At 30.2% G+C, this 20,771-nt stretch carries 18 protein-coding genes and 1 other annotated feature; of the genes, 8 read left to right on the forward strand and 10 right to left on the reverse strand.

The window, feature by feature from the left end; all coding sequences use genetic code 11:
• Positions 1–21: 21 nt before the first annotated feature.
• The 4 genes from CA_RS03360 to ppx form a co-directional block, all read right to left on the reverse strand.
• Positions 22–816: an ABC transporter permease gene (locus CA_RS03360; RefSeq protein WP_010963937.1), complete on the reverse strand. Its 795-nt coding sequence runs from the start codon at positions 814–816 to the stop codon at positions 22–24.
• Positions 806–1,567, reverse strand: a complete 762-nt coding sequence (locus CA_RS03365; RefSeq protein WP_010963938.1) for an ABC transporter ATP-binding protein — start codon at positions 1,565–1,567, stop codon at positions 806–808. Before CA_RS03365 ends, CA_RS03360 begins: the two co-directional genes overlap by 11 nt.
• 19 nt (positions 1,568–1,586) lie before the next feature.
• Entirely contained in the window at positions 1,587–2,603 is a 1,017-nt protein-coding gene (locus CA_RS03370; protein WP_010963939.1) for an ABC transporter substrate-binding protein, read from the reverse strand.
• 71 nt (positions 2,604–2,674) lie between these two features.
• Positions 2,675–4,180 (reverse strand): exopolyphosphatase, encoded by a 1,506-nt coding sequence (gene ppx / locus CA_RS03375; protein ID WP_241393177.1) that lies wholly within the window; start codon positions 4,178–4,180, stop codon positions 2,675–2,677.
• A gap of 183 nt (positions 4,181–4,363) precedes the next feature.
• On the opposite strand from ppx, the gene ppk1 reads away from it, so the two are divergent.
• On the forward strand, positions 4,364–6,385 hold the full coding sequence (ppk1, locus tag CA_RS03380) for a polyphosphate kinase 1 (protein WP_423191769.1): 2,022 nt from the start codon (positions 4,364–4,366) through the stop codon (positions 6,383–6,385).
• A gap of 144 nt (positions 6,386–6,529) precedes the next feature.
• On the opposite strand, the gene CA_RS03385 is transcribed toward ppk1, so the two are convergent.
• Complete coding sequence (locus tag CA_RS03385) at positions 6,530–6,739, reverse strand: hypothetical protein (RefSeq protein ID WP_010963942.1); 210 nt, start codon at positions 6,737–6,739, stop codon at positions 6,530–6,532.
• Between the two features lie 271 nt (positions 6,740–7,010).
• On the opposite strand from CA_RS03385, the gene CA_RS03395 reads away from it, so the two are divergent.
• The 4 genes from CA_RS03395 (at position 7,011) to CA_RS03410 (ending at position 12,276) form a co-directional block, all read left to right on the forward strand.
• A complete protein-coding gene (locus CA_RS03395) occupies positions 7,011–8,888 on the forward strand; it encodes a S53 family peptidase (RefSeq protein ID WP_010963944.1) in 1,878 nt (625 codons plus the stop codon).
• A 109-nt stretch (positions 8,889–8,997) separates the two neighbouring features.
• Positions 8,998–9,236, forward strand: a binding site (T-box leader).
• 65 nt (positions 9,237–9,301) lie between these two features.
• Positions 9,302–10,309: a tryptophan--tRNA ligase gene (gene trpS / locus CA_RS03400; protein WP_014518857.1), complete on the forward strand. Its 1,008-nt coding sequence runs from the start codon at positions 9,302–9,304 to the stop codon at positions 10,307–10,309.
• Between the two features lie 144 nt (positions 10,310–10,453).
• A complete protein-coding gene (locus CA_RS03405) occupies positions 10,454–10,888 on the forward strand; it encodes a MarR family winged helix-turn-helix transcriptional regulator (protein ID WP_010963946.1) in 435 nt (144 codons plus the stop codon).
• A gap of 134 nt (positions 10,889–11,022) precedes the next feature.
• Positions 11,023–12,276, forward strand: a complete 1,254-nt coding sequence (locus CA_RS03410) for an Nramp family divalent metal transporter (protein WP_010963947.1) — start codon at positions 11,023–11,025, stop codon at positions 12,274–12,276.
• Between the two features lie 48 nt (positions 12,277–12,324).
• Here CA_RS03410 and yidA read toward each other — a convergent pair whose 3' ends face one another.
• Positions 12,325–13,131: a sugar-phosphatase gene (yidA, locus tag CA_RS03415; RefSeq protein WP_010963948.1), complete on the reverse strand. Its 807-nt coding sequence runs from the start codon at positions 13,129–13,131 to the stop codon at positions 12,325–12,327.
• A 194-nt stretch (positions 13,132–13,325) separates the two neighbouring features.
• Here yidA and CA_RS03420 point away from each other — a divergent pair, with 194 nt between their 5' ends.
• Both CA_RS03420 and CA_RS03425 read left to right on the forward strand, forming a co-directional pair.
• Entirely contained in the window at positions 13,326–14,906 is a 1,581-nt protein-coding gene (locus CA_RS03420) for a peptide chain release factor 3 (RefSeq protein ID WP_010963949.1), read from the forward strand.
• A 196-nt stretch (positions 14,907–15,102) separates the two neighbouring features.
• On the forward strand, positions 15,103–17,421 hold the full coding sequence (locus CA_RS03425; protein WP_010963950.1) for a GGDEF and EAL domain-containing protein: 2,319 nt from the start codon (positions 15,103–15,105) through the stop codon (positions 17,419–17,421).
• Here CA_RS03425 and CA_RS03430 read toward each other — a convergent pair.
• From CA_RS03430 to CA_RS03440, 3 genes are all read right to left on the reverse strand, one after another.
• Positions 17,410–18,057 carry an HAD family hydrolase gene (locus CA_RS03430; protein ID WP_010963951.1) on the reverse strand — a complete coding sequence of 216 codons (648 nt, stop codon included), beginning with the start codon at positions 18,055–18,057 and terminating at the stop codon, positions 17,410–17,412. The genes CA_RS03425 and CA_RS03430 overlap by 12 nt on opposite strands.
• Positions 18,058–18,139: 82 nt before the next feature.
• Entirely contained in the window at positions 18,140–19,105 is a 966-nt protein-coding gene (locus CA_RS03435; RefSeq protein ID WP_010963952.1) for a phosphatase PAP2 family protein, read from the reverse strand.
• Between the two features lie 214 nt (positions 19,106–19,319).
• Positions 19,320–19,475: a hypothetical protein gene (locus CA_RS03440; protein WP_158306559.1), complete on the reverse strand. Its 156-nt coding sequence runs from the start codon at positions 19,473–19,475 to the stop codon at positions 19,320–19,322.
• 247 nt (positions 19,476–19,722) lie between these two features.
• Here CA_RS03440 and CA_RS03445 point away from each other — a divergent pair, with 247 nt between their 5' ends.
• A complete protein-coding gene (locus tag CA_RS03445; protein ID WP_010963953.1) occupies positions 19,723–20,280 on the forward strand; it encodes an ECF transporter S component in 558 nt (185 codons plus the stop codon).
• 49 nt (positions 20,281–20,329) lie between these two features.
• On the opposite strand, the gene CA_RS03450 is transcribed toward CA_RS03445, so the two are convergent.
• Positions 20,330–20,500 carry a zinc-ribbon domain-containing protein gene (locus CA_RS03450; RefSeq protein WP_010963954.1) on the reverse strand — a complete coding sequence of 57 codons (171 nt, stop codon included), beginning with the start codon at positions 20,498–20,500 and terminating at the stop codon, positions 20,330–20,332.
• Positions 20,501–20,771: the final 271 nt, after the last annotated feature.

Below are 20,771 nucleotides of genomic sequence, written 5' to 3' on the forward strand. Positions count from 1 at the left end.
CATTGGCGTTTTTACAATTCATTAAAATCTTTTTTGTAGTCTCTTTTCAAAAATGGCTACAGCTACATACATTAGGTAAGCTAGAATTGAGAGTATTATTATACTCATCATTACCATGTCTAGTTCAGAAATTTGTCCGCCATAAACAATTAAGAAACCAAGGCCTTCTTTTGCTACCAGGAATTCTCCCATTATTACACCAACCCAAGATAAACCAACGTTTATTTTTAATGCTGACATTAAAGTTGGGATTGAAGAAGGAATTATTAAATGTTTTAGAATCTGAAATTTATTTGCACCAAAGGTTTTCATAAGCTTTATTTTTTCATCTTCAACTTCTTTAAAACTATTTAATACAGTTATTATGGTTACAACGATTGATATTAAAACTGTAATTACTATTATTGCTTTTATTCCATTTCCCATCCAGAAGATTATTATTGGAGCTAAGGCAATCTTAGGAAGAGAGTTTAGTACAACTAGATAAGGATCTAAAACTTTTGAGGCAAAATCCGACCACCATAGAAGTATTGCTATGAAGGTACCTAAAATAGTACTTAAAAGAAAGCCAACTACAGTTTCAAAACAAGTTATACCTATGTGTGTAAATAAAGCTCCTTCTCCATAAATTTTAATTAGACTTTGGAGCATTCTTGAAGGAGTGCTTGTTAAAAAAGGATCTATTATATTTAAATCACCGGCTATTTCCCAAAGAACAAATATAGAAATCAGTATAAGAATTCGTGTTAGAGTAATTTTATGCTTCTCTCGTTTTAATTTTTTAATGTAGTTTTGATGTTCAACGCTAACCTTCATTGATATCCATCTCCTTCCAAACATCATTAAAATACAGTGAAAAATCAGGACACTCACGTCTTTTAATAGGAGATACATCAGGAAGAGTTATTTTTACATCTTTCTTTAGTGTCGCTGGACGCTTGGAAAGCACAATTACTCTTTTAGAAATAGAGACTGCTTCGGCTATGTCATGAGTTACCATTATAGCAGTTTTGCACTCAGTTTTTATAATTTCACATATTTCGCTTCCAACGTTTAGCCTGGTTTGATAATCTAAAGCTGAAAAAGGTTCGTCTAAAAGGAGTACTTCAGGATCAAGTACAAGAGTTCTTATGAGAGCAACTCTTTGTCGCATTCCTCCAGATAATTCATTTGGATGATGATCTTTAAAATCCTTAAGATCATACTTTTCTAAAAGTTCTTCAATCTTCTGTTTTGTTTTATCATTTAATTCTTTCTTTATTTTAAGACCTAGAGCAACATTATCCCATACACTTAGCCATTGAAATAGATTATCCTTTTGAAACATGTAACCTATCTTAGGAGATACTCCCTTTACTAATATATTGTCGATAAAAACTTCTCCCGAAGAAGGCTTTAAAAGTCCAGCAATTATATTTAAAAGAGTAGATTTTCCGCAGCCGGAGGGCCCTACAATGCTTACAAAATCACCATCTGGTACTTTGAAACTTATATTCTTTAGTGCTTTTGTCTCTGCTGAAACTGAGTGATAATTAACAGATACATTTTTTATATATACCTTATCCATTTTATCATCTCCATAAAACTTACTTTATATTTTTAATGGCTTCTTTAGCAAATTTCTCATTTGTTATAGTGTTAAAGGCAGGTCTAGTTTTAATGAGATCTTTGTCATAAGACTGAATTATATCCATAAATCTATTCATTTCTTCTTCTTTAAGAAGTGGATTTGATGCATAAGCATCTATACTTTTATAGTTTTTTATAGAGTTTTGTATTAAAGTTGTGCTGCTTCCAGGAAAAAATGATTTTATTAGTGATGCTGTTTCTTTATCAGAGTGTTTACTCATCCAAAGCTGTCCTTTGTAAATGGCATTAGTAAAACCCTGTATTACTTTTGGGTTTTTGTTTATATAAGATTTGGTAGTGAAGAAACAGGTATATGGAAGATATCCAGCAGCAGTTCCAACAGATGCATTTATATATCCAGCTTTACTTTGTTCTAAAAGGCTTCCTGTAGGTTCAAATAAGGTTGCATAATCACCAGTACCCCCTTTAAAGGCTCCACCGACAGAAGAAAAGTTTATATTAGTTATTATATTTACGTCCTTGCCTGGCTTTAAACCATTGCTTTTAAGTGCATACTCAAAAGCCATTTCAGGTACTCCTCCAGGTCTACCGCCTATTACTGTTTTACCCTTTAGATTTTTCCAAGTAAAAGATTTATTTTCATGTCTGCCTACAAGAAATGAACCATCCTTTTGTGTAAGCTTAGCAAAAACTATAGGGTAATCTTTTCTATGTTTGTTGTAAATATATATAACCTGTTCAGGACCACAAAAACCTATGTCAGCACTTTTACTTAAAACCTGCTGCATAGTCTTATCGGCACCTTCACCAGTAGAAAGGTCAAGATTTATTCCGTTTTCTTTGAAGTATCCGTTTTTTATGGCAACATACATTGGGGCATAGAAAATAGAGCGAGTAACCTCATTTAGTCTTACAGTAGTTAATGAACTATTAGTTGGTTTTGAACAACCTGTAAAGGTAATGCATAATAATAAAGTAAACAATGTTAATAGTTTAAAATAAGCTTTCTTCATGAATCCTCCTTTAATTTTATTACAATGCTTACTTTATATTATGAATTTGAATTAGGATAAGTTATTAAATTTTATACTATATAAAGAGACTTGTTGAAAGTATTTTTGAATAAGCCAGAGGAATTTTGAGCTTCACTTATAAGGAAATCTGATGGCTCTTTAGAATAGGTTTTTATTATAACAACAGCATCGTCGACTATACACTTTAAATCGTATATTGAACCGGATAGATCCTTATCAAGATTTTCAGCAATTCTTAAAAGTATCCCTATAACTTTTATTGCGTAAATGTCTTCTTTTTCAAGCATATTACCGTATTCATTTAACATAGATTGTATGTTTTCACTTCTTTGGTATATGTCAATGCATGCGCTCATTACGCATTCTTTATGGGAAATACCGTATAAGGAGGAATTTAGTATTATGTATGCGGAATGCCTGTGATGATAATAGTAAGATATATTTACTCCAGCATTATGAAACATTGATGCTGTTTTTATGACTTTATCAAGTGATATATTAATTTTGTGCACAGACTGTAATGATGAAAACAGTAGACTTGTGAGTTTGTAAACGTGAAAGCTGTGGGTAATATTTATACTGTTGTTGATAAGTACATTGTTTATGGAAAAGTCTAGTATATTATCTATTGGTTTTTTATGAAATAATTTTGATAGTAAAAGACCTTCTCTCAAGCCATTTCTGCAAATTATAATTTCATTTATGCTTAAAATATTTACTAGCATAGATACTGCTAAGGAGGCGCCTACAAAGATATCAGCTCTGTCCTTTGATAGTCCCTTTATTTTTTTTCTCTGCTCAAGTGTTTTATTTTTTACATCATTATATATGTCCTCTGCAGATTTTGCAGGCATAATGTAATTGTGTATTAAATTAAGAGGATAATCTTTTTGTTTCTTTGATATTTTTCCTATGTTTCGGATACTTCCTCCTATACCTATTAAAGTAGTTGAGGAAATACTTTTTAGCCATGGAATGCTGGAAAAGCTTTCTAGTAAAAAATCTTTTAGCATTTTCTCTTGCTTCTCATCTATAGAATCTTTAATATTAAACTTTTCAATTAAAGTTATGGCACCAAATTGAAGACTCACGCATTCTTTTAAAGTTCTGTTTGCTACTAATATAAGTTCTGTACTTGAACCACCAATATCCATTATAAGGCCATCCTTTATATCTAAGGTATTTATTGCGGCAAAATAATCATAATAAGCTTCTTCTTCTCCTGAAAGGACTCTTATATTTAAATTTAGGTTATTCTTTACAGTTTGTATAATAGACTCTTGATTTTTAGCTCTCCTAAAAGCTTCTGTAGCAGTTACAACCATTTCTGTATCTTCAAACCTATTGCAAAAATTTTTATACAAATTTAGAACACTTATTAAAGAGTCTATTTTGTTATCAGTAATATTTCCTTTAGAATCAAAACCAGAGCCTAGTCTTACATATTCTTTAAATTCAGTTAGTATTTTAAAGGAACTTTTACTTGTTATTTCTGCAAACAGAAGTCTTACAGAATTTGAGCCTACATCAATTATTCCAATATGCTTCAATATCATCACCTCGAAAAATTTTTGATAAATATAGCATAGTATTAATAAATCAATTCTATACGTTTATAATATTGTTTTCTAGTTATACTAAACTATGAAGAATTCTAAGGTTAGATGGGGGTTGATACTTTTGGAAACCGTTTGGAAGTAGGAGCTTTATAAATAGAGAACTTAGCTGATAGAAATTTAATAGAAGAGTTTTGGAGGAGGCGGAAGAATAAAACTAATCCACTTCTTGAGAGATTTAGATTTTTATCTATAGCAAGTTCTAATTTAGATGAATTTTTTATGGTAAGGGTAGCGTCTATAGTTGACCAGATAAGTGCTGGTATTACTATACCGGATATTGCCGGATATACACCTCTTAAGAAGCTTCAATTGATAAGAGAAAAGGTTCACTTTATGGTATATGAAGAGTACTTGTGTTTTAAGGAACTTATTTGTGACTTAAAAAAACAAGAAATTACCCTTATAAACCCTAAAGAATTAAGTGATACACAGAAAAAGTACATAACTAATTATTACTACAATACAATTTTTCCAGTAATTACTCCTATAGTAGTCGATAAAAGTAGGCCTTTTCCTCTCATATTAAATAAAAGTCTTAATATTGCACTTTTAATAGAGGGTGATAATGATTCAGTTATATTTGGTACAGTTCAGGTTCCCTCTGTAATAGGTAGGCTTGTAAAGCTTCCTATGGGAAATAAGTTTATTCTTTTAGAGGATGTAATAAAGATGTTTTCTAAAGAATTATTTAATGGTCATAAAATTTTAAACATGAGCTGTTACAGAATAACTAGAAATGCTGATTTGGCAATAGATGAAGAGGGTGCAGAAGATTTACTTGAGACTATAGAACAGTCTATAAGGAGAAGAAAATGGGGAGAAGTTATAAGAATAGAAGTGGAAAAGAATATAGATATAAAGCTTTTAAATATATTGAGAACAGAGGTAGAGGCAGATGAAGCTGATGTATATAAGATAGATGGTGCTATAGATTTGACCTTTCTAAATAAAATTGCAGCTATTAAGGGATATGAATGTTTACGATACCCAAAATTTGAAGCCCAAGTAGTACCGGAGTTTAATATAAAAGATAAGAGTATGTTTGAAGTAATAAGGGAAAAAGATGTGCTTTTGTATCATCCGTACCAATCCTTTCAACACGTAGTTGATTTTGTGAAAAAAGCAGCTTCTGATCCTAATGTTCTAGCAATAAAACAAACACTTTATAGAGTGAGTGGTAAATCACCTATTGTAGAGGCTTTAATGGAAGCTGCTGAAAATGGAAAAGAAGTAACGGTTTTAGTAGAGTTAAAAGCAAGATTTGATGAAGAAAATAATATAGTTTGGGCAAAAAGACTTGAAAAGTCAGGATGTCATGTCATATATGGACTTGTAGGATTAAAAACTCATGGAAAACTGCTTATTGTAGTCAGAAAAGAAGTAGGTAGAATTAAAAGTTATGTTCATATGGCCACAGGGAACTATAATGATGTAACGGCTAATTTTTATACTGATTTAGGGTTATTTACTTCAAATGATATGATTGCAAAAGATGCTTCTTCAATTTTCAATATGCTGTCTGGATATGCTAAGATAAGCAGTATGAACAAGCTTTTTGTAGCACCTCTTAATATGAGGAGTAAATTTATAGATTTGATAAACGAACAAATTAAGAGTGCAAAGGAAGGGAAGAATGCAAGAATTATAGTTAAGATAAATGCTCTTGTAGATAGAGAGTTAATAACAAAGCTTTATGAGGCATCTTTTGCGGGTGTTGTAATAGATTTAATTGTAAGAGGAATATGCTGTTTAAGACCTAATTATGGTGAGATAAGTAGGAATATAAATGTTATAAGTATAGTTGGAAGATTTTTAGAGCACAGCAGAATATTTTATTTTTATAATGGGGAAGAAGAAAAAGTATATCTTTCAAGTGCTGATTGGATGACAAGAAATCTGGATAGAAGAGTTGAAATACTGTTTCCAGTTGAAGATAAAAAAAATAAATTTATGATAAAAGAACAGCTTAAGACGTACCTTATGGATAATGTAAAGGCAAGAAGATTGAGAAGTGATGGTTCTTATGAAAGAATAGAGGATAGTCATGATACTTTAAATTCTCAAAAATATTTTCAAGAAAAGGCAAAAAAGATTGCTGTAAGGAGTAGTGTCAGAAAGAAAATAATAGATTTTCATAGATAGCAGGTTTAAATTAAAATGGGATTGCATTAAGCAATCCCATCTTTGGTTTTCAAAGCAACTAGTTTACTAAATAGTTGCTTTGAGTTGATGTTTTGAAAGAGATATAAATTTAGTTTTGGTATAGGAGTTTGCGAGCTACTTTAATCAGTTAAGGTATTTAGATGTTTTAAAAACGTCGTCATCTCCATTGTAGGTATAATCAAACTCCCATGTAGCTATGTTGTTGCTTACTATGGGGTCTACTACAGGATCAGGCATTGGTGTATAGTCATATTCGGAATATGACCTTATATCTTTAGGCCTCTGTTCAAAGTAGTTCCTCATATGAGGAGCATAAGTTTTTTTGTCATCCAAAATTAACTCCTCCTCACATAGTTTTATTGATATATGGAACATTTATATTATGCCTAATATAAATAATTTAATTCATATATTGAATAAATTTTACTCTTTCTTTTTATATTATTTAATATTTTATTTTATTAAACTCTATTTTCAATTTAATAAAATAATGGTAAAAAAACAAAAAATTAAAAGTTACTATTGTAAACATGCGTTTATATAGTATATAATAAAAAAAACATACTATTTTTAAAAAAATGATAATTAAAAGGGGGAAAAATTAATGAATAGTTATGTAAAAAGGATGTTAACGATAAGCACAGCAGTGTTTATAACTATGGGCAGCTTTGCAAGCATTGTCCACGCAGAGCCTCAGGGGGATGTTGGTGTTACAGAGGGAGTAGGCGATACTATAGCCAATAAAGCTTCGTTTTTAGGGGATTTAGATCCAAATACTCAGGTAACAATTGATATTGTAATAAAGCTTCAAAACAAATCTGAACTTCAACAATATATTAATGATACAGTTACACCTAAAAGTTCTAATTATAGAAGATATTTAAGTGTAGCTGAGTTTAAAAAGTCATTTGCTCCAAAATCGAAACAAATCAATGAATTGACTGAATATTTAAAAGCTTTTGGCATTAAAAGTGAAGTATATCAAGATAATTTAATTGTTACGGCTACCGGAACAGCAGATCAAATAAATAAAGCGTTTAATGTTGAACTTAAGCATGCGTCATATAAGGGAAAAAACTTTCATGCCAGTAAAAAGCAGCCTAAACTTCCTAAAAAAATTGCTGATAACATTTTATGTATTTTAGGTTTAAGTAGTTATTCAAGCTATACAACGAAAACTGTAAAGGTTCCAAATGAATTTAAGCCTTCAAACAGTAATGGACCTCTTTCTCTTAATCCTTCAGATTTAATTAAGCATTATAATGTACAACCTTTATATAAAAATGGTGCAAGTGGTAAGAATGAAAGCATAGGTATTGTTACCTTAGCTGAATTTAATCCAAATGATGCATATTCGTTTTGGAAACAAGAAGGTATTAAAACTGACAAAAGGCGTATAAAAGTCATTAATGTTGATGGTGGTTCCGGTAATGATGGGGCAGACGAAACAACACTTGATGTAGAGCAATCAGGTGCATTAGCTCCAAAGGCTGAAGTTAATGTATATGTTGCCCCAAATACTGATCCGGGTTTTGTGGATGCCTTTGCTAATGTAATTAATGAAAATAAATGTCATCAGATATCTGCAAGTTGGGGAGAGAGTGAAGACCTCATTTCATATTTAGTATCACAAGGTCAAGAAACCAAGGGGTATGCAGAAGCATTTAATCAATTATTTATGCAGGCTGCAGCGCAAGGTATTTCTATGTTTGCAGCTGCTGGAGATTCTGGGGCCTATGATTCAAAAGAAAATACACCACCATCATATGAACTTTCTGTAGATAATCCAGCTGATAGTCCATATATTACAGCGGCAGGTGGTACTACATTAGCATGGCAGGGAACTGTAAAAGAGACATCAGTTAAGGTAGATAAAGAACGTGCATGGGGATGGGATTATTTATATCCGGCATTTGACGCTGATGGATTGTATTCGAGTGGAAAATTAGATAAATATTTTGTTGGTGGAGGTGGAGGATTCAGTAAGATTTTTGATACTCCTGATTACCAAAAAGGTATTTCTGGTGTAAATAGATTTACAGGAGTTAAGCAGTGGACAGCTTCAAATCCCCAAGGTCCTCTTCTTTTGAATGTAACTAGGGATGCTGCTCAACAGATAGTTACTGGTAAAGATACTGGAAGAAATGTACCGGATATTTCGATGGATGCAGATCCATACACGGGTTATAATGTGTATATGAACGGTGAAATGAGTTCTATTGGTGGGACAAGCATAGTAGCTCCACAGTTGGCAGGATTATGTGCATTGATAAATGATAATAACAATACGCAAGTTGGTTTTTGGAATCCACAAATATACAAATTTGCTCAAAGCTCAAATTCACCTTTAAATCCTCTTAACGATACTGGTTCTAGCAATGATAATATTTTCTATACAGCCACAAAAGGTACAATATATAATCAAGCAACTGGTTTAGGTATACCTGATATTGCAAAATTAAATGCAAGTTTTGGAAGATAAGGACATGCCATTAGAGAATATTATTGCAGTATTTAGGCAAAACTATAACTAATTAAAACATGTTGACAAATTTAAATATAAATATTATCATTGTATAATAAATGACATAATAAAATCGATGAGAAGAAGAGTAAATTTAAAAACAAAATTAAAGAGAACTGTGAATTGGTGAAAGTGCAGTATTTATGATTAAATTGAATGGGTCTTTGAGATTTGAAGTGAAAGTATATAATTTATATTATTAATTTCAAACGTAAACCGCGTTAAGGAAGAAAAGATTACATTATTTTGAGGGGAGTTATGCTCCTGAAAATAGGTGGTACCGCGTGAAATATACACGCCCTATAGAATTTTTGGTTCTTTAGGGCGTTTTTATTTTGTAGATTTAAATTTTGTTAGGAGGAAATTTTATTATGGGTGAAAATAAAAAGGTCATATTTAGTGGGATTCAACCATCAGGTGAACTTACTATAGGAAATTATTTTGGAGCAATTAAAAACTGGGTTAAACTTCAGGATGAATATGATTGTTATTATTGCATAGTCGATTTACATGCTATAACAGTAAAGCAGGAAGCAAAAGATTTAAGAAGAAGAACACTTCAGCTTATTGCAACATATATTGCATCAGGGATAGATCCTGAGAAGAATACAATTTTTATACAATCACATGTTCCGGCACATGTTCAAGCACAATGGATTCTTAATTGTATGTCGTATGTTGGAGAACTTTCAAGAATGACTCAATTCAAGGATAAATCTAAGAAATATGAGGATACAGGTATTGGAGCAGGACTTTTAAATTATCCAGTTTTAATGGCAGCAGATATACTTATTTATCAAGCGGACTTAGTTCCAGTTGGAAAGGATCAAACTCAGCATATTGAGCTTACTCGTGATTTGGCTCAGAGATTTAATTCAACTTACAGTGAGACTTTTAAAATACCAGAAGGATATATACCAACTGGTGGAGCAAAAATAATGAGTCTTCAAGAACCTCTAAAGAAGATGTCAAAGTCCTCAGATAATCCAAACAGCTTTATTTTAATAATGGATCCACCAGAAGTTATAAAAAGAAAGATTGCAAGAGCTGTAACTGATAATGTAGGAGTTGTAAAGTATACTGACGATCAGCCAGGAGTAAAAAATCTTATGAATATAATGAGCTGTTGCACAGGTATGAGTGTAAAAGATATAGAGGATAAATATGAAGGACAGGGATATTCTAAATTCAAGGAAGATGTTGCAGATGCACTTATTCAAGAATTAGAACCAATTCAGAATAAGGTGAATGAGCTTTTGAAGGATAAAGCATATCTTCAGGACATATGTAAAAAAGGAGCTCAAAAAGCGTCCTACATAGCTAATAAAACTGTATCTAAAATGATGAGAAAAGTTGGATTTATATTGCCAGAAAAATAGTTTTCTTTGGAAAAAATGAAGTGTAAATATTTATAAATTTTTTATAGAAATTAAGTAGAATTGGTGATATTATTATGAGTGTACTTATAGTGAGCTAATTTTGTTATTCAAATATATGTAGTATACTGAATTGGGGTGGGTGGAATGATATCTCAGAATAAATTCTGTATTATCAATGTTTTGCAAAAAATGCTAGATAAATTAAGAATGATAGAAATTAAAAGGGCAGAAGAACTTGAAATATCGGTTGTGCAAGTTCACGCTATTTTTGAAATAGGAAAATTGAGAGAAGTGTCTACCAATGAATTTTCTAAAATACTATATCTTGACAAGAACACTGTGAATAAAATAGTTAATAATCTTGTAGATGAAAAGTTTGTTTTAAGACATATACACCCTGAGAATACAAGGCATGTAATTCTAAAACTTACGGAAAATGGACAAAAGATATATGAAAACATTCGTGATGATTTTAAACTCTATTGTAAGAGAATTTTAGATAATTTACCAGAGAAGAGTAGAGAGAGTATAACAAAAGACTTTGAAATTCTATTGAAATCTATGGAAGATAATGCTTAGAGAATAATGTTAAAATATAAGACGAAATGTTTATCTCATTACTAATTGGTAATGTAGATAAGTTTTTCGTCTTATATTTTTTATTGACTTATAATATATATATGGGGAATTATAGATAAAAAGAAGGTGATTTTATGCGTAAAATTAATATTTTTAAAGGAAAGCATAATCCACAACGTACAGCAATAGATTTTTTTAAGTATGTTGGTCCTGGGCTTTTAGTAACTGTTGGTTTTATAGATCCTGGAAATTGGGCATCGAATGTATCTGCTGGATCAGACTATGGATATTCGCTTTTATGGATAGTTACTTTGTCAACTATAATGCTTATAATACTTCAACATAACGCTGCTCATCTTGGAATAGTTACTGGTGATTGTCTTTCAGAGGCTGTTAGCAAGAAATTTAAACCTTGGCTTACAAATATAATACTTTACAGTGCTATAGGAGCAGCAATATCTACAGCTATGGCAGAACTTCTTGGAGGAGCAATTGCCCTTAATATGCTCTTTAGGCTTCCTATAAAAATTGGAACTTTAATTATGTTATCGCTAGTTATTTGGATGCTTTTTTCTAGCTCTTATAAAAAGCTTGAGAGGTGGATTATAGGATTTGTTTCAATAATAGGTTTATCATTTATATTTGAGCTTTTATTGGTAAAGGTAAATTGGCAAGTGGCAGCAGTGAGTTTTGTGTCTCCAAGTTTTCCTAAAAACTCTATGCCTATAATAATGAGTGTTTTGGGAGCTGTTGTTATGCCTCACAACTTATTTCTTCATTCGGAAATAATACAAAGTAGACAATGGAATGTTGAAAAGGAAGATGTTATAAAAAGACAGCTCAGATACGAATTTTTGGATACAATTATATCAATGATTGTAGGATTTGCTATAAACAGTGCTATGGTTTTATTGGCAGCATCAACTTTTTTTAAAATGCATGTTAGTGTAAGTGAATTATCTCAAGCACAAGCTTTATTGAAACCGCTTTTAGGAGGTTCTGCTTCTGTAGTATTTGCACTGGCGCTTTTATTTTCAGGTATAGCTTCAACGGTTACGGCTGGAATGGCTGGAGGAAGTATTTTTGCTGGAATATATAAGGAACCTTATGATATAGAAGATAGTCATACTCAAATAGGTGTTATTATAACTATGGTTTTAGCTGCTGTAATTATATTTTTTATAAAAGATCCATTTAAAGGATTAATATATTCCCAAATGATTTTAAGTATACAGCTTCCAATAACTATATTTACTCAAATTTATCTTACATCTTCTAAAAAAGTTATGGGAAAGTTCTCTAATTCATTATTAGACAGAGTTTTACTTGGAATAATAGCAGTAATAGTTACAGCTTTAAATATAGCTTTGTTAGTTAGTTATTTTTAAAAAGTTAAAAGGAACTTTTTTTAAGTTCCTTTTAAGACAGTATATACTTTATTGATTAAGCATAAATTTCTCTATAACTTTTGCTACACCGTGAGTTTCATTGTTATCAGTTACATAGTCAGCTGATTCTTTTACATAAGGGAAGGCATTGCCCATTGCAACACCAAGACCTGCATATTCTATCATAGCTATATCATTTCCTGCATCGCCAACTGCTATGAGTTCCTCTTTCTTTAGGTTAAGGTGCTCAGATAAAATTTTGAGGCCAACTCCTTTATGCACTCCTTTGGGTGAAAATTCAAGAAATATATCAGAGCTTCTTGCAACCGAGTAGTCATCATAAATTTCTTTAGGAAGAAGTTTTTCTACTTTATCTAGTTTTTCTTTAGAGTCTATCATCATTATTTTTACAATGACAGTATCATGGGGCAATTCGTTAAAGTTTTTTTCGATTAATGGAATCTGATTTATGTTGACTTCAACTTCAGTGTAAGGGTTTTTCTTTGGAGTTATACACTCATTTATGCTTAACATATGTATGTTTACATTAAATTTTTGGCTTAACTTATATAATCTATCTAAATCTTCAAACTTCATTAATTCCTTACCTAAAACTTCACCTGTTTTTGTATTCTGAACTAAGCCACCATTGAAGGCTATAGCGTAATCATCATCATTGACTAAGTCCAATTCCTTAAGATAACGCTCTACACCTTTTAAAGGTCTACCAGTAGATAACACGACCTTATAACCTAAGTTTTTAGCTTTTTTAATAGCTTCTTTATTTCTTTTAGATATTATTTTATCATCGTTTAAAAGAGTTCCATCCATATCAAGTGCGATTAGTTTATACATTGCAAACCTCCAATTGTTAAATTTAGTTTAATTATATCATTAACAGCAAATTTTATGTATATAAAAGAGAAATATGGTCGAGCATATAGTTATATAGCTAAGACTTTGGCTAGATTTCATTGTATTGAAAAATATTATATAAACTGATATAATTTATATTTGTTATGAATATGCCTATGTAGAGGAGATATAAGATGTCAGAGTTGGTTAGTGAAATAGAAAAAAGGCGTACATTCGCCATAATATCCCACCCAGATGCTGGAAAAACAACACTTACTGAAAAACTTTTATTATATGGAGGAGCCATAAGACTTGCAGGTTCTGTTAAGGCAAGAAAGGCTTCAAAACACGCAGTTTCAGACTGGATGGAAATAGAAAAGCAAAGAGGAATATCTGTTACGTCTTCAGTTATGCAGTTTAATTATGAAGGCTATTGTATTAATATACTTGATACCCCTGGTCACCAGGATTTTAGTGAAGATACATATAGAACACTCATGGCAGCTGATAGTGCTGTTATGGTAATTGATGCAGCTAAAGGTATAGAGGCTCAAACTAAAAAGCTTTTTCATGTTTGTAGTCTTAGGGGAATACCTATATTTACATTTGTAAACAAGATGGATAGAGAAAGTAGAGATCCATTTGAACTTCTTCAAGAAATAGAAACCGAACTTGGAATAAAGTCTTATCCTATAAACTGGCCAATAGGTGCAGGTAAAGATTTTAAAGGTGTCTATGATAGAAGAAAAAAAGCCGTACATGTTTTTAATGGAGGAAATCACGGTCAAACAGAAGTAGAGGATGTTGAAGGAGATGTAAATGACCCTTCACTAGGAGAATTATTAGGAGAAGCATTGCAAGAAAAACTTGCTGAAGATATAGAACTTTTAGACATAGCTGGAGATGAGTTTGATATAGAGAAGGTTAGGCAGGGAGAGATAACACCTGTTTTCTTTGGAAGTGCTCTTACAAACTTTGGAGTAAAGCCATTTCTTGAAGAATTTTTAAAACTTACAACACCACCTACTCCTAGAAATTCTGATAAAGGTGAAATAAATGTATTTGAGAATGATTTTTCTGCATTTATATTTAAAATCCAAGCTAATATGAATAAGGCTCACAGAGACAGAATTGCGTTTATGAGAATATGTTCTGGTAAGTTTGAAAAGGGAATGGAAGTAAACCATGTTCAAAAAGGTAATACTGTGAAGCTTACTCAGCCTCAGCAGTTTTTAGCTCAAGATAGAGAAATAATAAATGAGGCTTATGCAGGAGATATTATAGGAGTTTTTGATCCAGGTATTTTTAACATAGGAGACACACTATGCAAAAGCTCTGATAAATTCAGGTTTGAAGGAATTCCAATCTTTGCACCTGAACATTTTGCAAGAGTTAGAACTGTAGATACTATGAAGAGAAAGCAATTTATAAAAGGAATAACACAGATAGCTCAAGAAGGTGCTATTCAGGTGTTTAAAGAAGTAAACATAGGAATAGAAGAACTTATAGTTGGAGTTGTTGGTGTTCTTCAATTTGAAGTACTTCAGTACAGACTTGAAAATGAATACAATGTTGATATAAAAATGGATAGGTTACCATTTAAGTATATAAGGTGGATAGAAAAAGGAGATGCTGAAAATCTTACACTTACATCAGATACTAAAATTGTTAAGGATGTAAATGAAAGAAGTTTACTCTTATTCCAAAGTGAATGGTCTATAAGTTGGGCAATCGAGCACAATGAAGGGCTTGTTCTTTCAGATATAAGCAAATAAGGTTAAAAAAATAAACCTCGTGTTTTATAGGGAAATCAATATGAATTTAATAAATCATCTTGATTTCCCTATATTTATTTTTTGAATAAAAAAACTTTTATAGAAAAATCATAAATTTGTACCTATTTAATAAATAAAAGCTACCGATATAATTAATTACATGATATATTAGTATTAAAAATTAAAGGAGGAGAGAATGATAAAAAAATATACGCTGCACTTATATATTTTATTAGGAGTTTATCTTATACTATATTTTATTTCAACAATTTTTCAATCAAAGTTTTTTGGAGATATTTTATCACCAATAGGAACTTTAATTTCCTTTTTTATATTAATATACGTGTATAAAAAATCAGAACGTTTTAAAGGTGTGTGGCTTACTTTATCCTTAGGGTCACTAATATGGTCGATAACTGATATACTATGGGCAATTTGTGAATTATTAATTAGAATTAATCCGGAAAATATCACTATATTTGATTTCTTTTATTTAGGAACTAATATATGTATAGTAACAGCTGGATATATATATATGAAAAAGTTTATTAAAGGAGTAAATTTAGTTCAGTTCTTTATAGATGTTTCTGCAATATCCATAAGTTGTTTTATTATATTTGGGCTTTTATTTTTGCATGGAAGTTTTAATTTATTTATTAAAAATGCAAACAATATTATCGAATTTATATATATTATTACAGATCTTTTGATTATTAATTGTATTTTGTCAGGTTTGTTTTCAGTGCGTAAAGGTAAATTAACCAAAGGTGTATATATTACTATTTTAGGTACAGCAATATATGCAGTTGTTGATTTGGTTTATGTATATGAGTATTTTTATAATTTATATGTACCTAATTCTATAATTGATTTTATGTATGCCACATCTCTTTTAATAATTGCCTTTGGTGGTCTAACTGTTTTAAAATACAGTAACTTTGAATGGGCAGATGAGTTTTACTCTAAAACTAAAAACATCGGAAGTGAAAAAAAAGGACTATACTTATTGTTAACAATTCCTGTATATGTAATATTTGGAGGGTTTGATTTTTCAAAAATATTAGTGCTGCTCTATATTTTTGTAGCTTATGAGATATTAAGTAATTATGTGCAAAAGGCCATAAATAACGAAACACTTCTTACGTATGAAAAGGACATAAATTTAATATTAGAAGAGAAAATTAAGGAACGTACAAAGGAGCTTTTATTAAAAAATCAGGAGTTAGAATATATATCTAATCACGATCCTATTACAAATGTCTATAATAGAAGATATTTAAATAAAAGATTACAGTGTATTATAAATGAAAAGAAATTGGATAATCAGGTAACAATACTTTATATAGATGTAGATGGCTTTAAAACCATAAATGATACATATGGACATGATATTGGTGATTATGTATTGATTGAAATTTCTGATAGGTTAAAGAAGACAGTTAAAGAAAATAATATTTTAGCAAGATTAGGCGGAGATGAATTTGTAATTATAATTGAAGGAAAGTTAAGTAAAGAGGAAATTAAAAACATATGTGAAAAATTAATAAATAGTTGTAAGGAAACCATTTATTCAGATAATTATTTATTTAATGTGACCATTAGTATAGGAGTTGCAATGTTTCCGCATGATGCCATATCTAGAAATGTTATTATGAAAAACGCAGATATAGCAATGTATGATGCAAAATCTAAAGGAAAGAACAGATATTCATTCTTTGATTCACATGTAAGTAATGAAATTTTGGAAAAAGGCGAGATTGAATTACTACTTAGGAATGTAGATTATGATAAAGAATTTGAACTTTACTATCAGCCTCAAATAGATATAAACACTAATAAGTTAATTGGAGTAGAAGCGTTAATAAGGTGGCATTCTCCTATAATGGGTAATATTCCGCCAAATAAATTTATAAAAATTGCAGAGGAAACTGGGTCTATAGAAAAAATAGGACAGTGGGTTATGAATACAGCTGCAAAACAAATTGGTATATGGAATGAAAAATTTGATTCAAATATAAGAATGTCAATTAATATATCACCTAATCAGCTTGTTAGTATAGATTTTGCAAGTGATTTAGAGAAAATCATGAAAAAGTATGGTTTAAAATCAGATTGGATTGATATAGAAATTACAGAAAATATTGCAATGAAGGGTGAAGGGATTTTTAAGCAAATATTTTTAACACTAGATAATATGGGAATATCAATTTCGATAGACGATTTTGGAACTGGATATTCTTCATTAAGTTACATTCAGAAGTTTTCTTTTAATCGTCTAAAAATAGCAAAGGAATTAATTGATAACATTACAATTGACTTAAATAAAAGGCATATTGTAAAAGCAATTGTAATGCTATCTGAGGGATTGAATATTTTGACAATAGCAGAAGGTGTGGAAACAGAAGATCAGCTTAATATAGTAAAAGAAATAGGCTGTAATCAAGTGCAAGGGTATGTTTATAGCAAGCCTGTTACAGCAGATAGATTTGAAAAGGAATTTTTATTACAAATTTAAAATGTCTATTTCATTAAAAGAATGTATTATAGTATCTGCTTTAGATAAATCTTGATTACCGGAATTAGGATTTTTAAAACCTATACACTTCATTCCAGCATTTTTAGCGGCTAAAACTCCGTTGTGTGAATCTTCTATAACAACGCATTGTTCAGGTGAAACATCAAGTTTTTTAGCAGCATATAGAAATATATCAGGATTTGGTTTACTTCTTTCAACATAGTCACCAGTAACAAGCTCGTTAAATTGTTTCGCTAATTCAAAGTTGTTTATTATGTACTTTATAACACGCATAGGAGAAGAAGAAGCCACTGCAGTTTTGAAATTATTTTCTTTCAGGGCGCCTAGAAGTTCTGGTATGTGATCTATGGGTTTTATATTTGTATTTGGTGATGATAAGAACTCAAAGAATCCATTTCTTTCTTTATTGATAAGACTTTCTACAGTGTTTTCTAAATTGTATGTATCCTTTATGTTACTCCACATATATAGAGATGTGGTACCGATAAATTTACTGTACTCATTAGGTGTCATTGTTATATTAAGTTCTTTAAAAAGTTTAAACGCATAATCTAAATGTAATGGTTCGCTGTCTATAAGCACACCATCCATATCAAAAATAACTGCTTTTATCATAGTTGTATACTCTCCTATTAAACAAAATCAAAGGCTGAATCGATGGTGATTCAGCCTCAGGTTGTATAAAAATAAATTTTATTTATGTTGTTGAAACTGACTTATTGCTTGCTAATGTTTTATCAGCAGTTCTATAATAGTATTTATTTATAAGGGGTTGAAGCTTAGGTTGAAGTTTAGCAAATACAAAGTCTGTTAGTTTTACGGAACAGAAAGCTAAAATTAAGCCGCCTAAAACATCAATAGCCCAATGAATTTCAAGATACATTGTAGAATAAATTACACTTAAGCAGAAGAAGCCCCAAATAGATTTAAAGAGTAAGTTCTTTTCTCTAAGTAACAGCAAAAACGCTGCAAAGGCTATAGAAGTATGCATTGATGGAAAACAATTTAAGGTAGAACCGTAAGCTTGTCTATAAGAATAATGTCTTAAAAGCATATCAGGATGACCATTAACAAACCATACTTCTTGAAGATGAAAAATAACATAAAAGGGACTGATTAAAAATATTTGAAAAACATGAGCACTGCACATGTATTTAAGCATTTTCTTAATATCCTTACAAATTGCTGAACGAAAAATACATATCATAGTACAAAGTGTAAAGCCGTTATTATATACAAGACGCATAAACCAGGTTAAATTATCACTTCTATATAATCTTGCAAAGGAAGCATCATTAAAAGGTATACTATCAAAGATAGGATTTAAATTAAATACTATTTTCATTTTGGCTTCCCATTGTATAACGCTGCCCCAAAAGGCATATCCATGTTTGTTTAGATAAGATAAAAACATAAATAGCGGTATACTTAAAATAATAAAACTTATCCAACGAACATCTTTTCTTATATCTTTATAAGCAGTTAAGAATATAAATGGATAAATTAAAGTTATGACTTTATAACCAGGCGAAGATTTTCCAACGAACACATGAAAATAGTACATGAAAACTATTACGCCAATTATAAATGGATAAAAATTATTAAAAAAGTCAAGAAACTTTTTTAAGTAAGATTGTAATGTTTCTATGTTTAATTCCTTCATTATTAGTACCTCCATTATCAAGTCTCATTATAGCATATTTTGTATAAATAATTAAAGAAAATTTAACATGAATTTGAGAAATTATATTGTAATAAAATTAATATTTTTATAAAAAGAACTACTTAAAATTAAGAATGTTTTATGTGAAAAAGTTGAGTGTAATTTTAAGTAGTTTTTATGTTACTCTATATATTATAAATATTTTATTTTCTATTTAAAAGCTTCTCATTCTTTTTACTAATATATCACCAATGAAAACAAAGGTAGATATGATTACAAAGAAGTATATTCCTTCAAGAATAGAGTTGAATATAAAAGCGGACATAAGTATTAGAATAATCAATCCACATAGCCATTTAAAAAAGTGCATATAAATCGTCCTCCAATCTAAAGTGTAAAGATTATGTGCAATAAGTTACTATATATACAAAAAAACGAAGACTATTATTCATATAGAGTTTTGATTGAAAATGAAGTTATTATATATTATTAGATTTTAAAAATAAAATTATTCTAATAGTGTATGGATACATTTGCATAAAGCATATTATGAGATATAATTTTATTTAATAAGGTCTTATTTACATAGTATTTAATATAATTTTAGGAGGATTTATATGGAAGGAAATTCAGCAAAAGTTAAGTATAATGTTAAGGATATAGTACAAATATCTTTAATGTCAGCTATAGTTTTTGTAGCAACGAAACTTACAGCTATACCAGTTGGAATTGGGTATAAGGGAGTAGTACATCTTGGCGACAGTATGATATTTATAGCTGCTATTTTATTATCAAGTCGTAATGCAGTTTTGTCTTCAGCAATAGGAATGAGTTTGTACGATATTCTGTCACCAACACCAATGTGGACGCCGTTTACTTTTGTAATAAAAGGAGGAATGGCATATATAGCATCTAAAATTAGTTACGAAAAACAATACAAAGGGAATAATATATTAGTTAATTTAGTAGGATGTATTTCTGGTGGGGTATGGATGGTTGGAGCATATTATTTTGCGGGAGCATTAATAAATCATTATTTAATGAAATATCCTTGGAATCAAAGTTTTATTGCTCAAGGAACACACATACCAGCAGATATAGCACAGGTTGTTGTTGGTATTATCGTAGCCTTACCTATAAGTAAAATCTTAAAAAAGGCAAATATAATAAGATAGAGTTTTACGATATAATAAAAGAGAGGTTTTTGCCTCTCTTTAATAATTTCTACCTGAAATCTCTGCTGAAGTTATTTCTTTTATTTTTTCTAGCTTTTCTGCACTCTGGGCATCTTACAGGATCATTTTCAAATCCTTTTTCTTTATAGAAAGCCTGCTCTCCTTCAGTAAATACAAATTCTTTTCCACAATCTTTACATACAATAGTCTTATCTGCCACGATAAAAACCTCCTTAAACATAGGACTAATTTATCTTGGATAGTTTTAGCTCCTATGCTTGAGGAGGAAAAAAGACCCTGATAATTAAACCTAATTTTATAAAATATTGAGCTCACACTCTATAAGTAATTATAGCATAAATAGTAAAAAAAACAATATAAAAATTTGGCTTAAAATCATAATGTAATCGTATTAAATTTGGTATTCAGTATAAATTATTGTAGCCAAAATCACGATAAAATTATATAATAAGAATGAAAAGTTATTACTA

This window comes from Clostridium acetobutylicum ATCC 824 (assembly GCF_000008765.1).
Classification (GTDB): Bacteria; Bacillota; Clostridia; order Clostridiales; family Clostridiaceae; genus Clostridium_S; species Clostridium_S acetobutylicum.